This window comes from Streptomyces sp. NPDC021224, from assembly GCF_044332905.1.
Taxonomy (GTDB): Bacteria; Actinomycetota; Actinomycetes; order Streptomycetales; family Streptomycetaceae; genus Actinacidiphila.
In genome coordinates this window covers 565,708-583,884 of sequence record NZ_JBIRPW010000001.1, presented here as the reverse complement: position 1 = coordinate 583,884, position 18,177 = coordinate 565,708, and the positions used below count along the sequence as shown (strand labels likewise).

Genomic DNA, 18,177 nt, shown 5'->3' with positions numbered 1-18,177 from the left:
GATTGCTCGCCGGACCCGGAGCGACGGCCCTGGCACGCCGTATGCGGAGCCGTACGACAAGGGGTGGGCCATGACAGGGCACGGGGCGCCGCACCGCCGCATACGGGCGGCAGCGGCCGGGAAGCACGGTGTACGGGCAGGGGCCGCCGGGCGGCGTGCCTTAGGAGCCGGGCCGGCTCAACGACTCGGTATATATGCCGCGTCTTCCGTTTTCCGGCGCATATGCCGCGGCATACGTGCCGGGGGCCGTCGTCGTACCGGCACCCGTGGGGGAGGCGGGCGGCGCGCGGCGGGGGCCGCCCTGACGGGGGCGCTGCTGGCGCTGGGAGCCCTCCAGGCCGGGCCCGCCCACGCGGACGGCGTGACCGGGGGAACGGGCGGTACGCCCGCCGCTCCCGCAGGCTGGCAGCCGCAGGGCGCGCAGCTCGCCGGTACGGCCACGACCGCGGACGCACCCGCGATGAAGCCGGGCGCCACCTACCGCGACACGATCCGGCCCGGTGAGACGCGCTACTACGGCATCGCGCTCGACGCCGTGTCCTCCGCCTATGCCTCGGCCTTCGCGCTTCCCGCACCCGGCGCGCGGGTGGCCTTCGACGACGGCATCGAGCTGACCCTGCTCAGCGCCGACGGCGACCAGTGCGACGACGCCGACGTCCACTTCGGGGAGGACGACGGGGCACGTCCGGTGGGCACCGCGGTCTCCCGCACGATCGCGGCCGACGACGTCTGCCAGGAGGCCGGCCAGTACACGCTGTCCGTGCACCGCACCAGCGGGGGCGCCTCCGACCCGGCACCCTGGCCGCTGGAGCTGCGCTGGGTCGTGGAGCCGCCGCTCAAGTCCGGCGCCCCCGCCGGGCACGCGCCCGGCCTCGACTCCGACAGCGACCCCGACAGCGCGACCCCCACCCCGCTGACCGCCGGGACCCCGCACGAGGCGGCGGGCGGCACCTCCCCGGAGACCGCGGCGGCGGTGCGGACCGGCATCTGGAAGGACACGGTGCGGCCGGGCGAGACGCGCTTCTACAAGATCCCCGTCGACTGGGGCCAGCGGGCGACCGTCTTCGCCGACTTCTCCAACGCCGAGGTCACCGACGACTCCGGCTTCACCAGCGGCGGTGTGCGGCTGGCCGTCTTCAACCCGGTGCGCGCACTGGTCGACGACACCGACGAGTCCTACGACGGCACCCCCAGCTCGCTGCACGAGCAGCTCGCGCCCGTCTCGTACGCGAACCGCGGCGCCGACGACTCGGACGTCTCGGCGGTGCGCTTCGCGGGCTGGTACTACGTCGCCGTCACCGTGCACCCGGAGGTCGCCACCTTCGTGCGGGGCGCCGTGCCGGTGACGCTGCGGATCGAGGTCGCGGGCAGCGCGCAGGCCGCGCCCGCCTACGACGGGGACCCGAAGGCCGTGGGGATCGGGGTCGGCGCGCACGACGTGTCCTCGGCGGACGGCACCGCGCCGTCCCGGGCCGCCGCGGACGGCGGCACCTCCGTGCGGCGCCAGGTCGGCTTCGCCGCGCTCGGCGCCGGGACGGTGCTGGTGCTGGCGCTGGGCGGGTGGACGCTCGCGGTGCGGCGGCGGCCGGCCGCCGCCGACACGGTCACGCAGCAACGCCCGCCGCGGTAGCGGTGACGCCGGGCCGGACGGTCCCGCCGGGGCCTCAGCCCGTGGCCAGCGCCACGATGCCGACCGCGAAGCACAGCGCGGCGACGACCAGGACCGGGATCACCACCGCGCGCGGCGGTCCCGGCCTGCGCCGCGGGACGGTCCGGTGCGCACCCCGACGCGCCCCCGCGGTCGTGGCGCCCGCGGCGCTCGCGGCGTCCGCGCGCGGCGGCAGCGGCTGCGGGGGTACGGGCGGCTGCGGGGCGGCGGGCGCGGCCGCGGGAGCGGGAGCGGGAGTCGGGCCCGGCGGCGGTACGGAGGGTGCGGGGGCGGGCGCCGGCGCAGGGAGGTCCGCCCTGGTGGGCGGATGTGTGACGGAGGGCCCGGCGGGGCTCGGCTGCTGCTCCGCACCCCGCTGAGGTGTCGCGGCGCTCCCGGTCCCTGCTCCCGCCGCGGACGGCCCCACCGCGTACGTACTGCTGCCGGGCGCCGTCCGCACCGGCCCGTCGGGGCCGAAGCCCTCGGGCAGCGGCCCCACCTGGTCGAAGATCTCGACCGGCTCCTCCCCCGACGGCGGCTCGGGCAGCAGCTCGACGGCGCCGGCCAGCGCCTTGCGCGCCCCGAGGGCGGTGCGGAAGCGGGCCTGCGGGTCGGACTGGAGCAGGGCCACCAGGACCTGCCACAGCGGCCGCGGCACCTCCCTCGGCGCGGGCGGGGCGCCGTCGGCGAGGAAGCGGGCGTTGACGGCCTCGGCGTCCGGGCGCAGCCCGCTCAGCAGGTAGAGGGCGACCAGCCCTACCGCGTAGAGGTCGGCGGCGACGGCGGGTTCGGCGCCCTGGAGTTGCTCGGGCGCGAAGTACCCCGGGGTGCCGACCACGAAGTGCGCGTCGGTGAGCCGCGGTTCGCCCTGCCGCATGGCGATGCCGAAGTCCGACAGCCGCACGTGCGGGGTGCCGGTGCCGGTCGCCTCCAGCAGGATGTTGGCGGGCTTGATGTCGCGGTGGATGATCCCCTCGGTGTGGACCGCGTGCAGCCCGGCGAGCAACTGGTCGAGCAGCACGCACACGTAGTGCGGCGGCAGCGGCCCGTAGTCGCCGACCAGGTGCGACAGCGAACCGCCGCGCACCAGGTCCATGGTGAAGAGCACCTTGTCGTCGTCGGCCGCCCAGCTCGCGGGGGCCAGGACGTGCGGGTGGTCGATGCGCATGGCCTGCTCGCGGACGAAGCGCAGCAGGGCGTGGGCGTCGCGCTGCTGGAGCACCTTCGCAGCCACGTAGCGGCGCCGCCGCTGGTCCCAGGCCCGCCAGACCGCGCCGGTGCCACCGCGTCCGACCGGGTCCACGAGCTCGTAGCGACCGGCGAAGACCTCACCCATGGCGTCCCGCTCTCCCCCCGTGGCCGTCCGTCAGTCCCGGTGCGCCTCGTAATGGGCCACGGCCTCGCTGGTCCGCCCGGCGCCGTACACACGGAGGAACTCTGCCAGGTGCGGATGGAGCGGCGCGAGGGAGCGGGCGGCCTGCTCCACCTCCGTGGCCGAGGCCACCGAGCGCAGCACCTCCTGGATGCCGCGCACCACCTCGCGGGGGGCGGCGGCCGGACCCCTGGCGGCGAGGGCGGAGTGTGTCGTGCCCAGCACGGAGGCGGTGGCCGCGTCACGGATCTCGTCCATCCGGGCCGCCGCCTCCACCGCGTCCGTCCGGCCGTCGGTGACCTGCACGGCCAGCTCCTGGAGCGCCTGCAGCCGCTGTACCACCGCCGGGTTGCCGATCTTGGCCCGCTGCCCGCTCTTGAGCTGCGACAGCATGGGCGCCGACAGCCCCAGCACCGCTGCGAGCCGCGCCTGGTTGAGCCCCAGGTCCGCGATGAGCCGCTGGAAGAGCTCGCCCAGCGGTTCCCCGTACCACCCGCGCTGCAACTCCCGCGCCTCCAGGGCCCGCGCACCGGCTTCCTGGCCGCCCCCTCCGGTACGGCCCGAGCCGTCCATGACCTCTCCCTGTTTGCGCGTGCGAATCCCGCAAACCATCCTAGGTCCCGGAAATGCCGTTCGGTCGACCCCGCTCCACCGGGTACGCTGTCTCCGTTGCGGGGCCTTAGCTCAGTTGGTAGAGCGCTGTCTTTGCATGGCAGATGTCAGGGGTTCGACTCCCCTAGGCTCCACACCGTGAACCCTGTCTGACCTGCGGAAGCCGGTCAGGCGGGGCTTTTTTCCGCCCTTTTCCCGACGCCCGACTGGACTGGAAGCTCCGCCGGTTCCCGCGCGGTGCCCGGCCGCCGTGCCGTCCACGGCGGCTCCCAAGGGTGGCCGCCGCCCGGCGGGCGGGCGGTTTCGTCCTCCGGCTCAAATCCGTTCTGTGTTCGGTCGATCCGATTGCCCCGTCCTCCGTATGCCGTGGGTAGGCCACGCCAGGAACGTGAGGACGGACGGCTGCCTGCCCGCCGAGCACGACCGCCCCCGGCAGCCCCGGCGTCGGAAAGCAGCGCCACCGCCTGCGCGGCGTGCACCGTTGGCGATGTTCCACGTGAAACAGCGGCCTGCAGGCCCATCAGCGCCTCTTGCCCGAGGAGTTCTCCGCGTGGGCGGCGCTGGGCCTGGCAGTGCTGGCCCGGACGGACGCGCGGTGAGGGCGGACCGGGCGGCGATGGGCCCCGCGGCTGCCGGGAGGCGCCGCGGGGCGCGGGACGCGGGCGGGGCTCAGGCGGTGACGGGGGCCGGCCACAGGGCGTCGATGGCCTGCTCGGCCTCGGCGAGGCTCTTGTCGGCGAGCGGGATCAGCTCGGTCATCGCCGGGTTGACCCGGGAGAGCGTCAGCTCGGCGGTGATGAAGCGCGGCACGAGGCCGGTCAGGGAGACGCCGTGCGGCAGCCACTGCTCGGCGTGGTCCCAGCCCTCGCGCGGGGTGCCGGGGGCGTAACCACCACCGCGGGAACCCACGACGACGAAGTCGGTGTCGCCGAGCAGACCCTCCTGCGTCTCGGGGTGGACGGACAGGCCGACGGCGATCAGGTGGTCGACCCAGGACTTGACGCTGCTGGGGGCGCCCCAGTTGTAGACGGGCAGGCCGAGGACGACGGTGTCGGCCGCCAGGACCTCGCCGACGACCTCCTGGCTCAGCGCCCAGGCCGCCGCCTGCTCGGGGGTGCGGTCGGCCTCCGGCACCATCCCGGCGTGCACGGTCGCGGGGGTCAGGTGCGGCAGCGGATTGCTGCCCAGGTCGCGGTAGGTGACCGTGCCGCCGGGGTGGGCCGCGCGCCACGCGGCCGCGGCGCGGGCGGTCAGCCGCCGGCTGGTGGACCGCTCGCCCTGGATGCTGGAGTCGATGTGCAGAAGGTGAGGCATCTCATTTGTCCTCTCTCATTGATTTGCCTTACGCCAACGATTTATAGCACGGCACGATTCCCGCATGTCGGGATAGAATTCGTGGATGGCCTCCCTGCCCGTGCTGAACCAGCCCTCGCGGCGGTCGGGCGCGCTGCTGGACCAGCTCGCTCGGCGCATGCGGCTGCACGCGGAAGGCGTGCTCACGCCGCTCGGGCTGCGGCCGCGGCATCTGGTGGCGCTGACGGTGCTGCGGGACCAGGGCGGCAGCACCCAGCAGGCGCTGGCGACGACGCTGATGATGGACCGCGCCACCGTGGTCGGCCTGCTCAACGAGCTGGAGAGCGACGGGCTGATCGAGCGGCAGCGCTCCCCCGAGGACCGGCGGCGGCACATCGTGCGGCTCACCGAGAAGGGGGTGCGGGTGCTGGTCAAGGCCGAGTTCTCGCTCGCCGGGGTGGAGGACGAGGTGCTCGGCGCGCTGGACGCCGACCAGCGCGACACCCTGTACGAGCTGCTGCTGCTCGCCGCGTCCGGATCGCTGCCCGCGTGCGACGCCGCCGCGCACGGTTCCACGGACGACGGCTGCGATCCCGCGGAGGACGACGGCTGCTCTCCCGCGGCCGGCTGCTGAGTCGCGCCCCCCACCCGCGCCCCGCCCCGGGCGAACGCGCCCCGCGGAACACGTCGGTGCTGCCTGCCGCCGGTGCGACACAATCGGGGCGTGATGTTCGGCATCCTCGGTACGACACAGGCCCTGGGCGCGGACGGCGCCGAACTGGCGCTGGGCGGCCCGCGGCGGCGCGCGCTGCTCGCGGTGCTGCTGCTCGACGCCGGGCGGCTCGTCGGTACCGAGCGCCTGACCGACGCGCTGTACGGGGAGGAGCCTCCGGCGGGCGCGGCGAACGCGCTGCAGTCCCAGGTCTCCCGGCTGCGCCAGGTGCTGCCCGTCCCGGTCGAGGGGCACCCCGCGGGTTACCGGCTCGCCATCGACCCCGGCCAGGTGGACGCGCACCGCTTCCAGCAGCTCGCCGCCCAGGGCCGGGACGCGCTGCTCGCCGGACAACCCTCCCTGGCCGCCGAGGTGTTGCGGGAAGCCCTCGCGCTCTGGCGCGGTCCGGCGCTCGCCGACGTCGGTGACGCACCCTTCGCCGCCGCCCAGGTCGTCCGGCTGGAGGAGCTGCGCGGCGGTGCGGTCGAGGACCGTGTCGAGGCCGACCTGGCGCTCGGCCGGCACCGTTCGCTGGTCGCGGAGCTGGGCGCTGAGGTCGCGGCCCACCCGCTGCGGGAGCGGCTGCGCGGGCAGCTGATGCGGGCGCTGTACGGCAGCGGGCGGCAGAGCGAGGCGCTGGAGGCGTACGAGGACGCCCGCCGCGAGCTGGCCGAGTCTCTCGGTGCGGACCCGGGGCCCGAACTGGCCGCCGTCCATCTGGCGATCCTCCGCGGTGAACCGCTGGACATGCCGCTGGACGCTGTTTCACGTGAAACAGCGGAAAACGCACTGAGCCGGGATGTTCCACGTGAAACGCCGACCGGTACCGCATCGTCGATACCCGTCGCGTCCTCGGCGCGGACACCGCCCTCCGTCCCCCCGGCCACCCCGCCGGACACGCCCTCCCCGCAGAGCGCACGGCACGACCTCCCGGCGCAGCTCACCAGCTTCGTCGGCCGCGGTGAGGAACTGTCGGTGATCGGTGCGCAGTTGGCCCGGCGACGGCTGGTGACCCTCATAGGTCCGGGCGGCGCGGGCAAGACCCGGCTCGCGGTGCAGGCGGGCGCCCGCCATCCGCACGACGTGTGCTTCGTGGACCTGACCGGCGTGACCGAAGGCGCCGAGGTCCCGCAGGCGGTCCTCGGCGCCCTGGGCCTGCGCGACGGAGGACTGCTCCCGCCGTCCGGCCACCCGGGACCCTCGGGCGCGGCCGATCTGGTGGCCCGGATCGCCTCCGCGCTCGCCGACCGGCCGCTGCTGCTGGTGCTGGACAACTGCGAGCATGTGGTGGCCGACGCCGCGGCGCTCGCCGAGCGGCTGCTCGCCGCCTCCCCCTCCCTGCGGATCCTGGCCACCAGCCGGGAGGCGCTCGGCATCACCGCCGAGACACTGTGCCCGGTGCCCACGCTCGCCCTGCCGCGGCCGGGCAGCGACCGCGACCAGGTGCTCGCCTCTCCCGCCGTACGGCTCTTCGCCGAGCGCGCGGCGGCCGTCAGCCCCGGCTTCGACCTGGGCGCCGATCCGGCCACGGCCGACACCGTCCTGCGGCTGTGCACGACCCTCGACGGGCTGCCGCTGGCCATCGAGTTGGCCGCCGCCCGGCTGCGCACGCTGCCCGTCACCGAGATCGCCGCGCGGCTCGGCGCGCTGCCCGCGGACACGGCCCCGTACAGCCTCGGGCCGCGCCCTGATGTGCTCTTCCGGCTGCTGTCGCGCGGCAGCCGGACCGCCCAGCCGCGGCAGCGCACGCTGCGCGGGGTCGTCGACTGGAGCTGGGAACTGCTGCCGGAGGACGAGCGGGCCGTGCTGCGCCGCGCCTCGGTCTTCGCGGGCGGCTGGACCCCGGCGGCCGCCGAGTCGGTGTGCGCGGACGGCGACGGGGCGGAGGAGGGCATCGACCCCGAGGACATGCTCGACCTGATGGCCGCGCTGGTCGAGAAGTCGCTCGTGGTCGCCCAGCACACGGACGGGCCCGGTGGTGTCCGCTACCGGATGCTGGAGTCCATCCGCGCCTACGGCGCCGAGCGGCTCGCCGAGGCGGGTGAGACGGAGCGGACCCATCGCGCGCACGCCGCCCACTTCCTGGGCTTCGCCCTCGCCGCCGACCCCCATCTGCGCGGCGCGGGTCAACTGGAGTGGCTGCGACTGCTGTCCGACGAGCGCGACAACCTCCAGGCCGCCCTGCACCGCACCCTCGACGCCGGTGACATCCCCGGGGCCATGCGGCTGATCTCGGCGCTCTCCTCGTACTGGCTGCTGCGCGGGGTGCGCTACGAGGGTGTCGGCCCCGCCCAGCAGGTGCTGGCGGCCGTCGGACCGCATGCGCCCGAGGGCCTGGAGGAGGAGTACGCGCTGTGCGTGCTCGCCGTCGTCAACGCGCTGAGCGACCCCTCCGGCTACACCGCGCACGTGGCCGAGGCCGCCGGGATCGTCGAGGGCTTCTACCGGGTGGCGAGCCGCTACCCCGTCCTGACGCTGCTGTGGGCCCCCTTCGCCGGGGCGCCCTCCGCCGACACCGACGACCTCGCCAAGGCCGAGGCACGGCTCGCCGCCCTCGACGACCCCTGGTACGACGCGCTGGGGCAGCTCGGGAGGGGCTTCCAGGCGTGGCTGACCCACCGTGACCAGGACACCGCCCGCGAGGCCTGCGGGACCGCGCTGGCGGGCTTCCGGCAGCAGGGCGACCGCTGGGGCATGATCACCTGCCTGCACCTGCTCGCCGACCTCGCCGACCACGCGGGGGACCTGCGGGCCGCGGTGGCGCTGCACGAGGAGGCGCTGGTACTCGCCGAGGAGCTGGACTCCGCCCTCGACGTCGCGGAGCTGCTCGCCAACCGCGCCGCCTACCGGCTGCGGGGTGGGGACCTCGCGGGCGCCGAGGCCGACTGCGAGCGGGCCGCCACGCTCTCCCGGCGGGCCGGCGCCCCCGAGAGCCTGGCCGTCGCGCACAGGGGCCTCGCCGACATCGCGCGGCTGCGCGGCGATCTGCCGGGCGCCCGGGAACTTGCCGAGCAGGCCCTCGCCGAATGCCCCACCGGCTGGTTCTCCAGCAACGCGATCCGTACCGGCGTGCAGGTGGCGCTCGCCCGGATCGCGGTGGCCGCGGGCGACACGGAGGGCGCGCGGACCGCGCTGCGGGACGCGGTGACCTTCGACCCCGACGTGCTGCGGATGGCCGCGGAGACCGCGGCGACCGTCGCCGACGCCGCGGCCGCCCTCGCGCTGCTGGAGGGCGATCCCGGGCGGGCCGCCGCGCTGCTCGGGGCCGCCGAGGCCCTGCGCGGCGGCCCCGGCACCGGGCCGGACAGCACTGTCGTCCGGGAGGCGCTGCGGGCCGCGACGGGCGGCACGGACCGTCCGGCGGAGGTGCCCGGCGACCGGAACACCGCGTTCGCGCTGCTGACCTCGTACGTCTGCGGCGGCTGACCGCCCTGCGCACCGCCCGCACAGCCCCGCACCACCCGCGGTGCGCGCTCGGTGCGTGAGCGGTGCGCGGACGGTCAGCCGCCGGTCAGCGGTGCCCCGCAGGCTGCCGTGCATGACGAAGACATCGACGCACGACACCACCGGCGCACCGGCCGCCGCCGACCGCGACGGGCGGCGCTGGGCTGTCCTGGCCATCTGCAGCGTCGCCTCCGCGCTGCTCGGCATCGACACCAGCGTGCTCAACTACGCGGTCCCCTCGCTCACCGCCCAGCTCGCACCGTCTGCCACCCAGCTGCTGTGGATCGTGGACGTCTACGGCTTCGTGCTGGGCGGCCTGCTCATCGTGATGGGCAACATCGGTGACCGGATAGGCCGCAAGAAGCTGCTGCTCATCGGGGTGACCGGCTTCGGCGCCGCCTCCGCGCTCACCGCCTACGCCGGCAGCCCGGAGATGCTCATCGCGGCCCGCGCGCTGCTGGGCCTGTTCGGCGCCACGATCATGCCCTCCACGCTCTCCCTGGTGCGGACGGTCTTCACCGACCCCAAGGAACGCACCGCCGCCGTCGGCATCAGCGGCGGTGTGGCCGCGGCGAGCTTCGCGCTCGGCCCGGTCGTCGGCGGCCTGCTGCTGGACCACTTCTGGTGGGGCTCGGTCTTCCTGGTCAACGTGCCGGTGATGGCCCTGGTACTGGCCCTGGGCCTGGTCGTGCTGCCGGAGAGCCGCAACCCCAAGCCGGGGCGGCTGGACTGGGCCAGCGTGCCGCTGTCGGTGCTGGGCATGTTCGGCGTGATCTACGCGATCAAGACCGCCGCCCGGGACGGCGTCGCCGAGCCCTCGGTGTGGATCGCGGCCGGTCTGGGCGCGGCGCTGCTCCTGACCTTCCTGCGCCGTCAGACCCGGCTCGCCGAGCCGCTGCTGGACCTCCGCCTCTTCCGCAACCCCGCCTTCTCCGGCGCGATCGGCGCCAACGTCGTGACGATGTTCGCCTCGACCGTGCTCTCCCTCGGCTTCTCGCTGTACTTCCAGGAGGTGCGCGGCTGGTCGCCGCTGACCGCGGGCCTCGCCGTGCTGCCCGGCCCGCTGGCCGCCGCGCTGGTCGCGCCCGCCGCCTCCGCCCTGATCCCGCTCATCGGCCGGGCCCGGACGGTCGCCGCCGGACTGGTGCTCATGGGCCTCAGCACGGCGGGGCTTGGCCTGGCCACCGAACACAGCGCGTACTGGCAGCTGCTGCCCGTGGTGATCGTCAACGGCGCGGGTCTGATGCTCACCTTCGCGGTGACCGCCGACACCATTCTCGCCAGCGCCCCGGCGACCCGTACCGGCGCGGCCGCGGCCACCTCGGAGACGGCGATGGAACTCGGCGGCGCCCTCGGCATCGCCATCCTCGGCTCGGTGCTCAACGCGTACTACCGCAGCGGCCTCACGCTGCCGTCCGGGCTGACGGCCGGCCAGACCGGCGCCGCCCGCGAGTCGGTGAGCGGCGGTGTGGCGACCGGTACGCAGCTGGGCGGCGGGCTCGGGCACCAGGTCGTCGAGGCGGCCCGGAACGCCTTCACGGACAGCCTGCACACCACGACCCTGATCGGTGGTGCCCTGATGCTCGCCGGAGCGGTCTTCGCGCTCGTCACCCTGCGCAAGGTGCCCGCGGTGCTGCTGGACCCGGAGCCCGCGACCGCCTGACACCCCGTACGACCCCGCGGAGCCCTGGCCCCGCACCCCTCGGCAGGGGTGCGGGGCCAGGGCTCCGCGACGTGCCGGTGCCGGGGCGGGGGCCGGAGGACCGGCCCCCGCCCCGGCAGTCGGCCTTACGCGCCTTCGGGCTTGTCGTCGTCGGACGACGAGGACTCGGCGTCCGCGTCCGTAGCGGCGGAGCCGTCGACGAGGTCGACGTGCGCGCCGCTCTGGCCGTTGACCGACGAGGGCGGCCCGTCCAGCGGGTCGACGACGGTCAGCGTGCTCGTACCGCTGATCGTCTCCTCCGGCGCCGGTGCCTCGGTGGCCTCGCCCGGCTCCACCAGCCACTCCGGGTCGGACTGGGCGCTCCACCAGCGCCAGGCGGCGTAGACGGCACCGCCCGCGACCCCGGCCAGCAGCAGCGTGCGGAAGGCCCGCGCGGTCTGCTGCCGCCGGATCCGCTTGCGGACCAGCCGGTCGATCTCGGCCGCGGTCACCTGGCCGCGCAGCGCGTGCAGGGCCGCGCTGCCGCGCACCAGGGCCTCGGCGGTGACCGGCACGGCCACCGCCCGGGTCGCCGCGACCGCGGAACTCACCCGCGGTACGGCGTAGTCGGCGGCCGTCCGTGCGCCCTGGGCGGTCCGCTTGGCGGCGGTCTCGACCGCCTCCGCGGCCTTCGGCGGCACCGCCGCCCAGGCCTGCTCGCGCGCCTGCTTCACCTGGGCGGCGAGTTTGGCGTCGTAGGCCCGGCGGGCGGACGCGCCCGCCTGCTGGGCATAGACACCGGCCTGCTGTGCGTACCGCGCGGCCTCGTCCTTCGCGGTGTTGGCGTACGGCGCAGCCACCTCCGCGGCGTGCCGCACGCTGTCCTTCGTCATGTCAGCCGCGCTGCGCACGCTGTCGATGCGGGTCACAGGAACCTCCTCCTCGGTGGCGTACGGTTTTCGCCTTTCCATCCGGTTTGAAATCATGCCCGTCTACACCGCGTACGGCATGTGCGGACGCGCATACGGGTCAGTCGGCCCGGTTGCTGCGGAGTCGGCGGGCGCGGAGTGCGGGGGAAGGCCGCGCGGCGGTTCGCGCCGTGCGAGGATCAACCCCTGTCAGCGACGACTATGGAAGGTAGACCGTGGCCGAGGAGCTCTACGCCACCTTGAAGACCAACCAGGGCGACATCGTGATCCGGCTGCTGCCGAACCATGCCCCCAAGACCGTGGCCAATTTCGTGGGCCTCGCCGAGGGCACCCGGGAGTGGATCGACCCGAACACCGGTCGGGCCTCGCACGACCGCCTCTACGACGGCACGGTCTTCCACCGGGTGATCTCCGGTTTCATGATCCAGGGCGGCGACCCGCTGGGGAACGGCACCGGCGGTCCCGGTTACAAGTTCGCCGACGAGTTCCACCCGGACCTGGCCTTCAACAAGCCCTATCTGCTGGCGATGGCCAACGCGGGCCCGGGCACCAACGGCTCGCAGTTCTTCATCACCGTGTCCGCGACCGCGTGGCTGACCGGCAAGCACACGATCTTCGGCGAGGTCGCCGACGACGCGAGCCGCAAGGTCGTGGACGCGATCGTGGGCAGCCCCACCAACCCGCGCACCGACCGTCCGCTGGAGGACGTCGTGATCGAGTCGGTCGTCGTCGAGAAGCGCGGCTGACGTAGGCTGCGAGGTCTCCGGACGGCGCCTGGCGCCGTCCGGCCACCCGAACGAGCGGCGGGGACCACGACGGGAACACCGCGCCCCGCCCGCACGTCGGAAGAGCGGGTGGGGCGTTCGGCGCCACGGGAGCGCCGCGACAGGGGAGTGGACTCATGGACCAGCCGGTCTGCTGCTATCGGCACCCGGACCGGGAGACCGGCATACGCTGCACCCGGTGCGAGCGGCCGATCTGCCCCGACTGCATGATCAGCGCCTCCGTCGGCTTCCAGTGCCCGGATTGCGTACGGCAGGGATCGTCCCCCCACACCCGGCAGCGCACGATCGCGGGCGGCGTGGTGGCCCACGATCCCTTTCTCGTCACCAAGATCCTCATCGCGCTCAACGTCGCCGTCTACGTCCTGGAACTGACGGTCGGCAAGAGGATCGCCGAGGACCTCGGACTGTGGGCGGCCTGCGGCCCCAAGGGCACGATCGGCCAGCGGTGCGGCGGCGTCGCCGACGGCGAGTGGTACCGCGTCATCACCTCGGCCTTCGTGCACGACCTGCCGCCCAACTTCACGCACATCCTCTTCAACATGCTGACGCTGTGGTGGATCGGCGGACCGCTGGAGCGCATGCTCGGCCGCAGCCGCTACCTGTCGCTCTACCTGGTCTCGGCACTGGCGGGCAGTGCCTCGGTGCTGCTGCTGGACCCGGGCGCGCTCACTTTCGGCGCCTCCGGGGCGCTCTACGGGCTCTTCGGCGCGACCGCGGTCTTCGTGAAGCGGCTCAACTACGACATGCGCCCGATCCTCATCCTGCTCGGGCTGAACATCCTCTTCACCTTCACCTGGCCGCATGTGAGCTGGCAGGCGCACCTGGGCGGGCTGGTGGGCGGCACCGCGGTCGCCATAGCGATGTTCTACGCCCCGCGCGAGCGGCGGAACGCGGTGCAGTGGGGGACCACCGCGGGAGTGCTGGTGCTCTCGCTGGTGCTCAGCGTGATCGCTGTGGTCCAGGTCACGTCCTGAGGGCCGTAACCACAGCCGTTGATCACACGTTATCCACAGCGGGTAGGGAAGCCTGTGCGAGTTGTGCACACCCTGCGGAAGGGGTTGTGTGCAGGCGGCCGAGCGTTCGGATTGTCCCGTTTTCTCCGGCAAGATCACTACGGTTCGGTGGCGGGACAGCAAACGACCGGTGGCCGTCAGCCGCGGCCACCGGTCGTACCGGCGTCAACCTCGTAGAGGTTATCCACAGATCTTCCGACCTTTTCCCCACTGTGGACATGGTTGTGGATAACTCTGTGGACAACCGTTCCGGCGCTGCCGCCGGAGGTGTCCGCTACTTCCACTGAGTGGAGACGACGAAGCCCCCGGCGATGAAGCCGAAGCCCACGACGATGTTCCAGTTGCCGAACGCGTCCACCGGCAGATCGCCCTGCGTGACGTAGAAGAGCACGATCCAGGCCAGCCCGACGACGAAGAACGCCAGCATCAGCGGGGCGACCCAGCCGCGGTTGCCCAGCTTTATGGCGGTTGCTGCCTTCACCGGGGGCGGGGTGAAGTCGGCCTTCTTGCGGATCCGTGACTTCGGCACGAGGGACTCTCCTGTCGATGCGCTGCGTAACCGCGCGGGGGTGCTGGGCGGTCCTGGCGGGTATGGGACGACGGTCTGCCACCGGCGGGGGCGGTGCCGCCGCCGGGCGTCCGTTAGCGTAGTGCTTCATCTGCTTGTTAAGGAGACAGCGTACGGTGGCGACGGATCCCGGCGGAAGCTCACCCGCCCCCTCCCCTCGCCCCGTCCCGCGCACGGTGGCCCTGCGGCTGGCCAGCGCGGGAGTCTTCGCGCTCGCCGGACTGATCTTCTGGATGAGTTTCGACACCGCCAAGGGCGTCGACATCCGCAGCGACGACCCGCTGCCGAAGCTCTCCGACACCATCCGCACCAAGAACGCCCACAACGAGCAGCTGGAGGACCAGCTCACCGGCGTCCGCGACGACGTGGACAAGCTCACCCGGCAGGGCAGCGGCCTCAGCGCCGCCGAGCAGGCCAGGATCGACGCCCTTCGCAAGGACGCCGGCACCGCCCCGCTCAGCGGCCCCTCCGTCGAGGTCACCCTGAACGACGCCCCGCAGGGCGCGACCCCGCTCATCCCCGGTGTGCCGGACCCGCAGCCCAACGACCTGGTCATCCACCAGCAGGACCTGCAGGCCGTGGTCAACGCGCTGTGGCAGGGTGGCGCCCGCGGCATCCGGGTCATGGACCAGCGGCTGATCTCCACCAGCGCGGTCCGCTGCGTCGGCAACACCCTGATCCTCCAGGGCCGCGTCTACTCCCCGCCTTATCGCATCACCGCGGTCGGCGACCAGGGGAAACTCCGCCAGGCTCTCGACGCGAGCCCCGCGATCCAGAACTACCTCCAGTACGTGGCCGCGTACGGCCTCGGCTGGAAGGTCTCCAGCGCGCGCTCCACCACCCTGCCGGGCTACACCGGCTCGACGTCCCTTCACTATGCGCAGCCTGTGGACCAGCCCTGAAGAACCCCCGGATCACGGGGTCTTGGGCGCCGGACGCGCAGGTGAAGCCGGGACGAAGCTTTGTCCGGCTACCAACCCACTCCGGGCGATCTCCCCTTACTCTGTTCCGGGGAGCCGGAAGGAAGGGACCGCATGTACGGCTGGATCTGGCGGAATCTGCCGGGCAACGCGTGGATAAGGGCGCTGACCTGCCTGGTGCTGGTGCTGGCAGTCGTCTACCTCCTCTTCCAGTACGTCTTCCCCTGGGCGGAGCCGCTGCTGCCCTTCAATGACGTCACCGTCGACAACGGGATGGCCGCCGTCCGATGAGCACACGCATCCTCGTGGTCGACAACTACGACAGCTTCGTCTTCAACCTGGTCCAGTACCTCTACCAGCTCGGCGCCGAGTGCGAGGTGTTGCGCAACGACGAGGTGCAGCCCGCGCACGCGCAGGACGGCTTCGACGGCGTGCTGCTCTCCCCCGGCCCCGGCACCCCCGAGGAGGCCGGGGTGTGCATCGACATGGTGCGGCACTGCGCGGAAACCGGGGTGCCGGTCTTCGGCGTCTGCCTCGGTGTGCAGTCCATCGCGGTCGCCTACGGCGGCGTCGTCAACCGGGCCCCCGAGCTGCTGCACGGCAAGACCTCGCTGGTGACGCACGAAGGGGCGGGCGTCTTCGCCGGACTGCCGTCGCCCTTCACCGCCACCCGCTACCACTCGCTCGCCGTCGAGGGCCCGACCCTCCCGGACCAGCTCCAGGTCACCGCGTGGACGGACAGCGGGATCATCATGGGGCTCAGACACCGGGAGGCGGCTGTGGAGGGCGTGCAGTTCCATCCCGAGTCGGTGCTCACCGAATGGGGGCACCGGATGCTGGCCAACTGGCTCGCCGAATGCGGTGACGCGGGCGCCAGGGACCGCTCGGAGGGCCTCGCGCCCGTTGTCGGGAGGGCGGGGGCGTGACCACGCTCCGCCCGGAGCGCCCCGCCGACGACGGCCCGATGTCGTACGAGAACACCGGGCAGTTCAGAGCTGTCGTGGAACAGCTCGACGATCCGCTGAACGACCCGCTGCCCGGCCGCCCCGCCGCCGTCCAGGAGGAGCCGCCGGAGGCCCCGGGCGCCGACCCGGCCCCGCAGCAGGGCGGCGTTCCGGAGCCGTACGCGGAGCAGGGCCCCGGGCCGGAGCAGGTGTACGCCCCCGCGCCGCAGGCCTTCGCCGGGCCTGCCTCCGCCTCCCCGTGGTTCAGCCCCGCCCAGCCCCTGGAGGCCGCCCCGGCCGCCCTCCCGTACGAGCAGCCCCCCGCCGCGCTGCCGTACGAGGAGCCGTCGGCACCCGCCGCCGCACCGTACGAGGAACCGGCCGCCCCGGCCGCGTACGAGGAGCCGAGGCGGCCCGCGCAGTACGACGAGCCGACCGGGCCCGCACCGTACGACGAGCCGCGGGAGGGCGGGGAGGCGGCGGGTGGTGGGGACACCGCGGTGCTGCCGGTCGTGACGCCCGAACCGGCGGAGCCCGAAGCCCCCGCGGCGGCCGCGGCCCCGGTCCCGGCGGCCGTACCGCCCGCGGACGGCGGACGGGCGGCGCGGCGCAAGGCCGCACGGCAGGGCGGCGGGCACCGGGCCCGCGGGGGAGGCCGGGAGGGCGCCCCCCAGGCCGCGCAGGCGCAGAGCGCGGCCCCGGCCGCACCGCTGAGCCGGGTGGAGGCCAGACGGGCCGCGAAAGCCGCCAAGGAGAGCCCCGCGGTCATCGCCAGCCGGGTCGTCGGCGAGCTGTTCATCACCCTCGGCGTGCTGATGCTGCTGTTCGTCACCTACCAGCTGTGGTGGACCAACGTCCGCGCCCACCGCGAGGCAGCGGGCGCCGCGAACAACCTCCAGCAGAAGTGGGACAACGAGTCCTCCGACCCCAACCGGGTGCCCGGCACCTTCTCGCCCGGCCAGGGCTTCGCGATCATGTACATCCCCAAACTGGACGTCAAGGCGCCCATCGCGCAGGGCGTCTCCAAGCACAACGTGCTCGACAAGGGCATGATCGGCCACTACGACGGCTCCCTGAACACCGCGATGCCCTGGGACAAGACCGGCAACTTCGCCGTCGCCGCGCACCGCAACACCCACGGCGAGCCCTTCCGCTACATCAACCACCTCACGCCCGGCGACAAGGTGGTGGTCGAGACGGAGAGCGAGTACTACACCTACGTGATCACCAGCTCGCTGGCCAGTACGCCGCCGAGCAACATCAGCGTGCTCAAGCCGATCCCGAACGGATCGGGTTTCACCGCCCCCGGCCGCTACCTCACGCTCACCACCTGCACGCCGGAATTCACCAGCACCAACCGGCTGATCGTGTGGGGCAAACTGGTCGAGGAGCGTCCGCGCAGCAAGGGCAAGCCGGACGCGCTCGTCTCCGGCGACTGACGGACCCGCGGAGCCTTCCCCCTCGCCGGCAGTGCCGCAGTGCCATCGGACGGAGAGCTGAACAGCGTGACCACCACCACGACCAGCGAGACGGGCGACCCCGGTGCTCCGGAGAGCGGCGACGGCCAGGCCGGGACCCCACGCGGCAGGAGCGCCTTCGCCTCCGTCGTGAGCGTCGTCGGCGAGCTGCTCATCACGGCCGGGCTGGTCCTGGCCCTGTTCGTCGTCTACTCCCTGTGGTGGACGAACGTGCTGGCCGACCGGCACGAGGCCAAGGAGGCGGACAAGGTCCGCCAGGAGTGGTCCCACGCACCGCCCGGCGCGCCCGCCCGCGGCCTGGACACCGGCGGCGGCATAGGTTTCCTGCACGTCCCCGCGATGGGCAAGAACTACGAGGTGCTGGTCAAGAAGGGCACCTCCACCAAGGTGCTCAACGAGGGGGTGGCCGGTTACTACACCAAGCCCGTCCCGGCGGCGATGCCGTGGGCCACGACCGGCAACTTCACGCTCGCCGCGCACCGCGACGGCCACGGTGCGAAGTTCCACAACATCAACAAGATCGACAACGGCGACGCGATCGTCTTCGAGACCAAGGACACCTGGTACATCTACAGGGTCTACAAGATCCTCGACCAGACCTCGAAGTACAACGTCGGCGTGGCCGCCCAGGTGCCGAAGGAGTCCGGCCGCACCAAGCCGGGCCGCTACATCACCCTGACGACCTGCACCCCGGTCTACACCTCGCGCTACCGCTACATCGTGTGGGGCGAGCTGGTCCGCACCCAGAAGGTCGACGCACAAAGGACGCCGCCGCCCGAACTGCGCTAGTCCGGACGGCGGCGCCCCTGGTGCTGCG

General features: G+C 73.5%; 16 protein-coding genes and 1 tRNA gene. 12 read left to right on the top strand and 5 right to left on the bottom strand.

Annotated features, from left to right (window positions below):
- Positions 1-361: 361 nt before the first annotated feature.
- Positions 362-1,630 carry a hypothetical protein gene (locus ACH4PY_RS02580; RefSeq protein ID WP_398175115.1) on the top strand — a complete coding sequence of 423 codons (1,269 nt, stop codon included), beginning with the start codon at positions 362-364 and terminating at the stop codon, positions 1,628-1,630.
- A gap of 34 nt (positions 1,631-1,664) precedes the next feature.
- Here the strand turns inward: ACH4PY_RS02580 and ACH4PY_RS02575 are convergent, their stop codons facing one another.
- Both ACH4PY_RS02575 and ACH4PY_RS02570 read right to left on the bottom strand, forming a co-directional pair.
- On the bottom strand, positions 1,665-2,984 hold the full coding sequence (locus ACH4PY_RS02575; RefSeq protein ID WP_398175113.1) for a serine/threonine-protein kinase: 1,320 nt from the start codon (positions 2,982-2,984) through the stop codon (positions 1,665-1,667).
- 30 nt (positions 2,985-3,014) lie between these two features.
- Positions 3,015-3,593: a DNA-binding protein gene (locus tag ACH4PY_RS02570; protein ID WP_398175111.1), complete on the bottom strand. Its 579-nt coding sequence runs from the start codon at positions 3,591-3,593 to the stop codon at positions 3,015-3,017.
- 100 nt (positions 3,594-3,693) lie between these two features.
- Here ACH4PY_RS02570 and ACH4PY_RS02565 point away from each other — a divergent pair.
- A tRNA-Ala gene (locus ACH4PY_RS02565) sits at positions 3,694-3,766 on the top strand.
- Positions 3,767-4,301: 535 nt separating this feature from the next.
- Here ACH4PY_RS02565 and ACH4PY_RS02560 read toward each other — a convergent pair.
- Positions 4,302-4,946, bottom strand: coding sequence for an FMN-dependent NADH-azoreductase (locus ACH4PY_RS02560; RefSeq protein ID WP_398175109.1), 645 nt, complete (start codon positions 4,944-4,946; stop codon positions 4,302-4,304).
- Positions 4,947-5,031: 85 nt separating this feature from the next.
- Here ACH4PY_RS02560 and ACH4PY_RS02555 point away from each other — a divergent pair, with 85 nt between their 5' ends.
- The 3 genes from ACH4PY_RS02555 (at position 5,032) to ACH4PY_RS02545 (ending at position 10,744) form a co-directional block, all read left to right on the top strand.
- Complete coding sequence (locus tag ACH4PY_RS02555; RefSeq protein WP_398175107.1) at positions 5,032-5,559, top strand: MarR family winged helix-turn-helix transcriptional regulator; 528 nt, start codon at positions 5,032-5,034, stop codon at positions 5,557-5,559.
- 93 nt (positions 5,560-5,652) lie between these two features.
- Positions 5,653-9,063, top strand: a complete 3,411-nt coding sequence (locus ACH4PY_RS02550) for an AfsR/SARP family transcriptional regulator (RefSeq protein WP_398176036.1) — start codon at positions 5,653-5,655, stop codon at positions 9,061-9,063.
- Positions 9,064-9,175: 112 nt separating this feature from the next.
- Positions 9,176-10,744, top strand: a complete 1,569-nt coding sequence (locus tag ACH4PY_RS02545; RefSeq protein ID WP_398175105.1) for an MFS transporter — start codon at positions 9,176-9,178, stop codon at positions 10,742-10,744.
- Positions 10,745-10,869: 125 nt separating this feature from the next.
- Here ACH4PY_RS02545 and ACH4PY_RS02540 read toward each other — a convergent pair whose 3' ends face one another.
- Positions 10,870-11,652, bottom strand: coding sequence for a DUF5324 family protein (locus ACH4PY_RS02540; protein ID WP_398175103.1), 783 nt, complete (start codon positions 11,650-11,652; stop codon positions 10,870-10,872).
- A 215-nt stretch (positions 11,653-11,867) separates the two neighbouring features.
- On the opposite strand from ACH4PY_RS02540, the gene ACH4PY_RS02535 reads away from it, so the two are divergent.
- Together ACH4PY_RS02535 and ACH4PY_RS02530 are read left to right on the top strand one after the other, a co-directional pair.
- Positions 11,868-12,398 (top strand): peptidylprolyl isomerase, encoded by a 531-nt coding sequence (locus ACH4PY_RS02535; RefSeq protein ID WP_398175101.1) that lies wholly within the window; start codon positions 11,868-11,870, stop codon positions 12,396-12,398.
- Between the two features lie 155 nt (positions 12,399-12,553).
- Positions 12,554-13,411, top strand: a complete 858-nt coding sequence (locus ACH4PY_RS02530) for a rhomboid family intramembrane serine protease (protein WP_398175099.1) — start codon at positions 12,554-12,556, stop codon at positions 13,409-13,411.
- A gap of 313 nt (positions 13,412-13,724) precedes the next feature.
- On the opposite strand, the gene crgA is transcribed toward ACH4PY_RS02530, so the two are convergent.
- The gene (crgA, locus tag ACH4PY_RS02525; protein WP_398175097.1) at positions 13,725-13,979 is read right to left on the bottom strand and encodes a cell division protein CrgA; all 255 of its coding nucleotides are present in this window, start codon (positions 13,977-13,979) and stop codon (positions 13,725-13,727) included.
- 272 nt (positions 13,980-14,251) lie between these two features.
- Here crgA and ACH4PY_RS02520 point away from each other — a divergent pair, with 272 nt between their 5' ends.
- The 5 genes from ACH4PY_RS02520 (at position 14,252) to ACH4PY_RS02500 (ending at position 18,149) form a co-directional block, all read left to right on the top strand.
- Entirely contained in the window at positions 14,252-14,920 is a 669-nt protein-coding gene (locus tag ACH4PY_RS02520) for a DUF881 domain-containing protein (protein ID WP_398176034.1), read from the top strand.
- A gap of 132 nt (positions 14,921-15,052) precedes the next feature.
- Positions 15,053-15,229, top strand: coding sequence for a hypothetical protein (locus ACH4PY_RS02515; RefSeq protein WP_398175094.1), 177 nt, complete (start codon positions 15,053-15,055; stop codon positions 15,227-15,229).
- The gene (locus tag ACH4PY_RS02510) at positions 15,226-15,864 is read left to right on the top strand and encodes an aminodeoxychorismate/anthranilate synthase component II (RefSeq protein ID WP_398175091.1); all 639 of its coding nucleotides are present in this window, start codon (positions 15,226-15,228) and stop codon (positions 15,862-15,864) included. Before ACH4PY_RS02515 ends, ACH4PY_RS02510 begins: the two co-directional genes overlap by 4 nt.
- Positions 15,861-17,321: a class E sortase gene (locus ACH4PY_RS02505; RefSeq protein ID WP_398175088.1), complete on the top strand. Its 1,461-nt coding sequence runs from the start codon at positions 15,861-15,863 to the stop codon at positions 17,319-17,321. Before ACH4PY_RS02510 ends, ACH4PY_RS02505 begins: the two co-directional genes overlap by 4 nt.
- 66 nt (positions 17,322-17,387) lie before the next feature.
- A complete protein-coding gene (locus ACH4PY_RS02500; RefSeq protein ID WP_398175085.1) occupies positions 17,388-18,149 on the top strand; it encodes a class E sortase in 762 nt (253 codons plus the stop codon).
- The last annotated feature ends 28 nt before the right edge of the window (positions 18,150-18,177 follow it).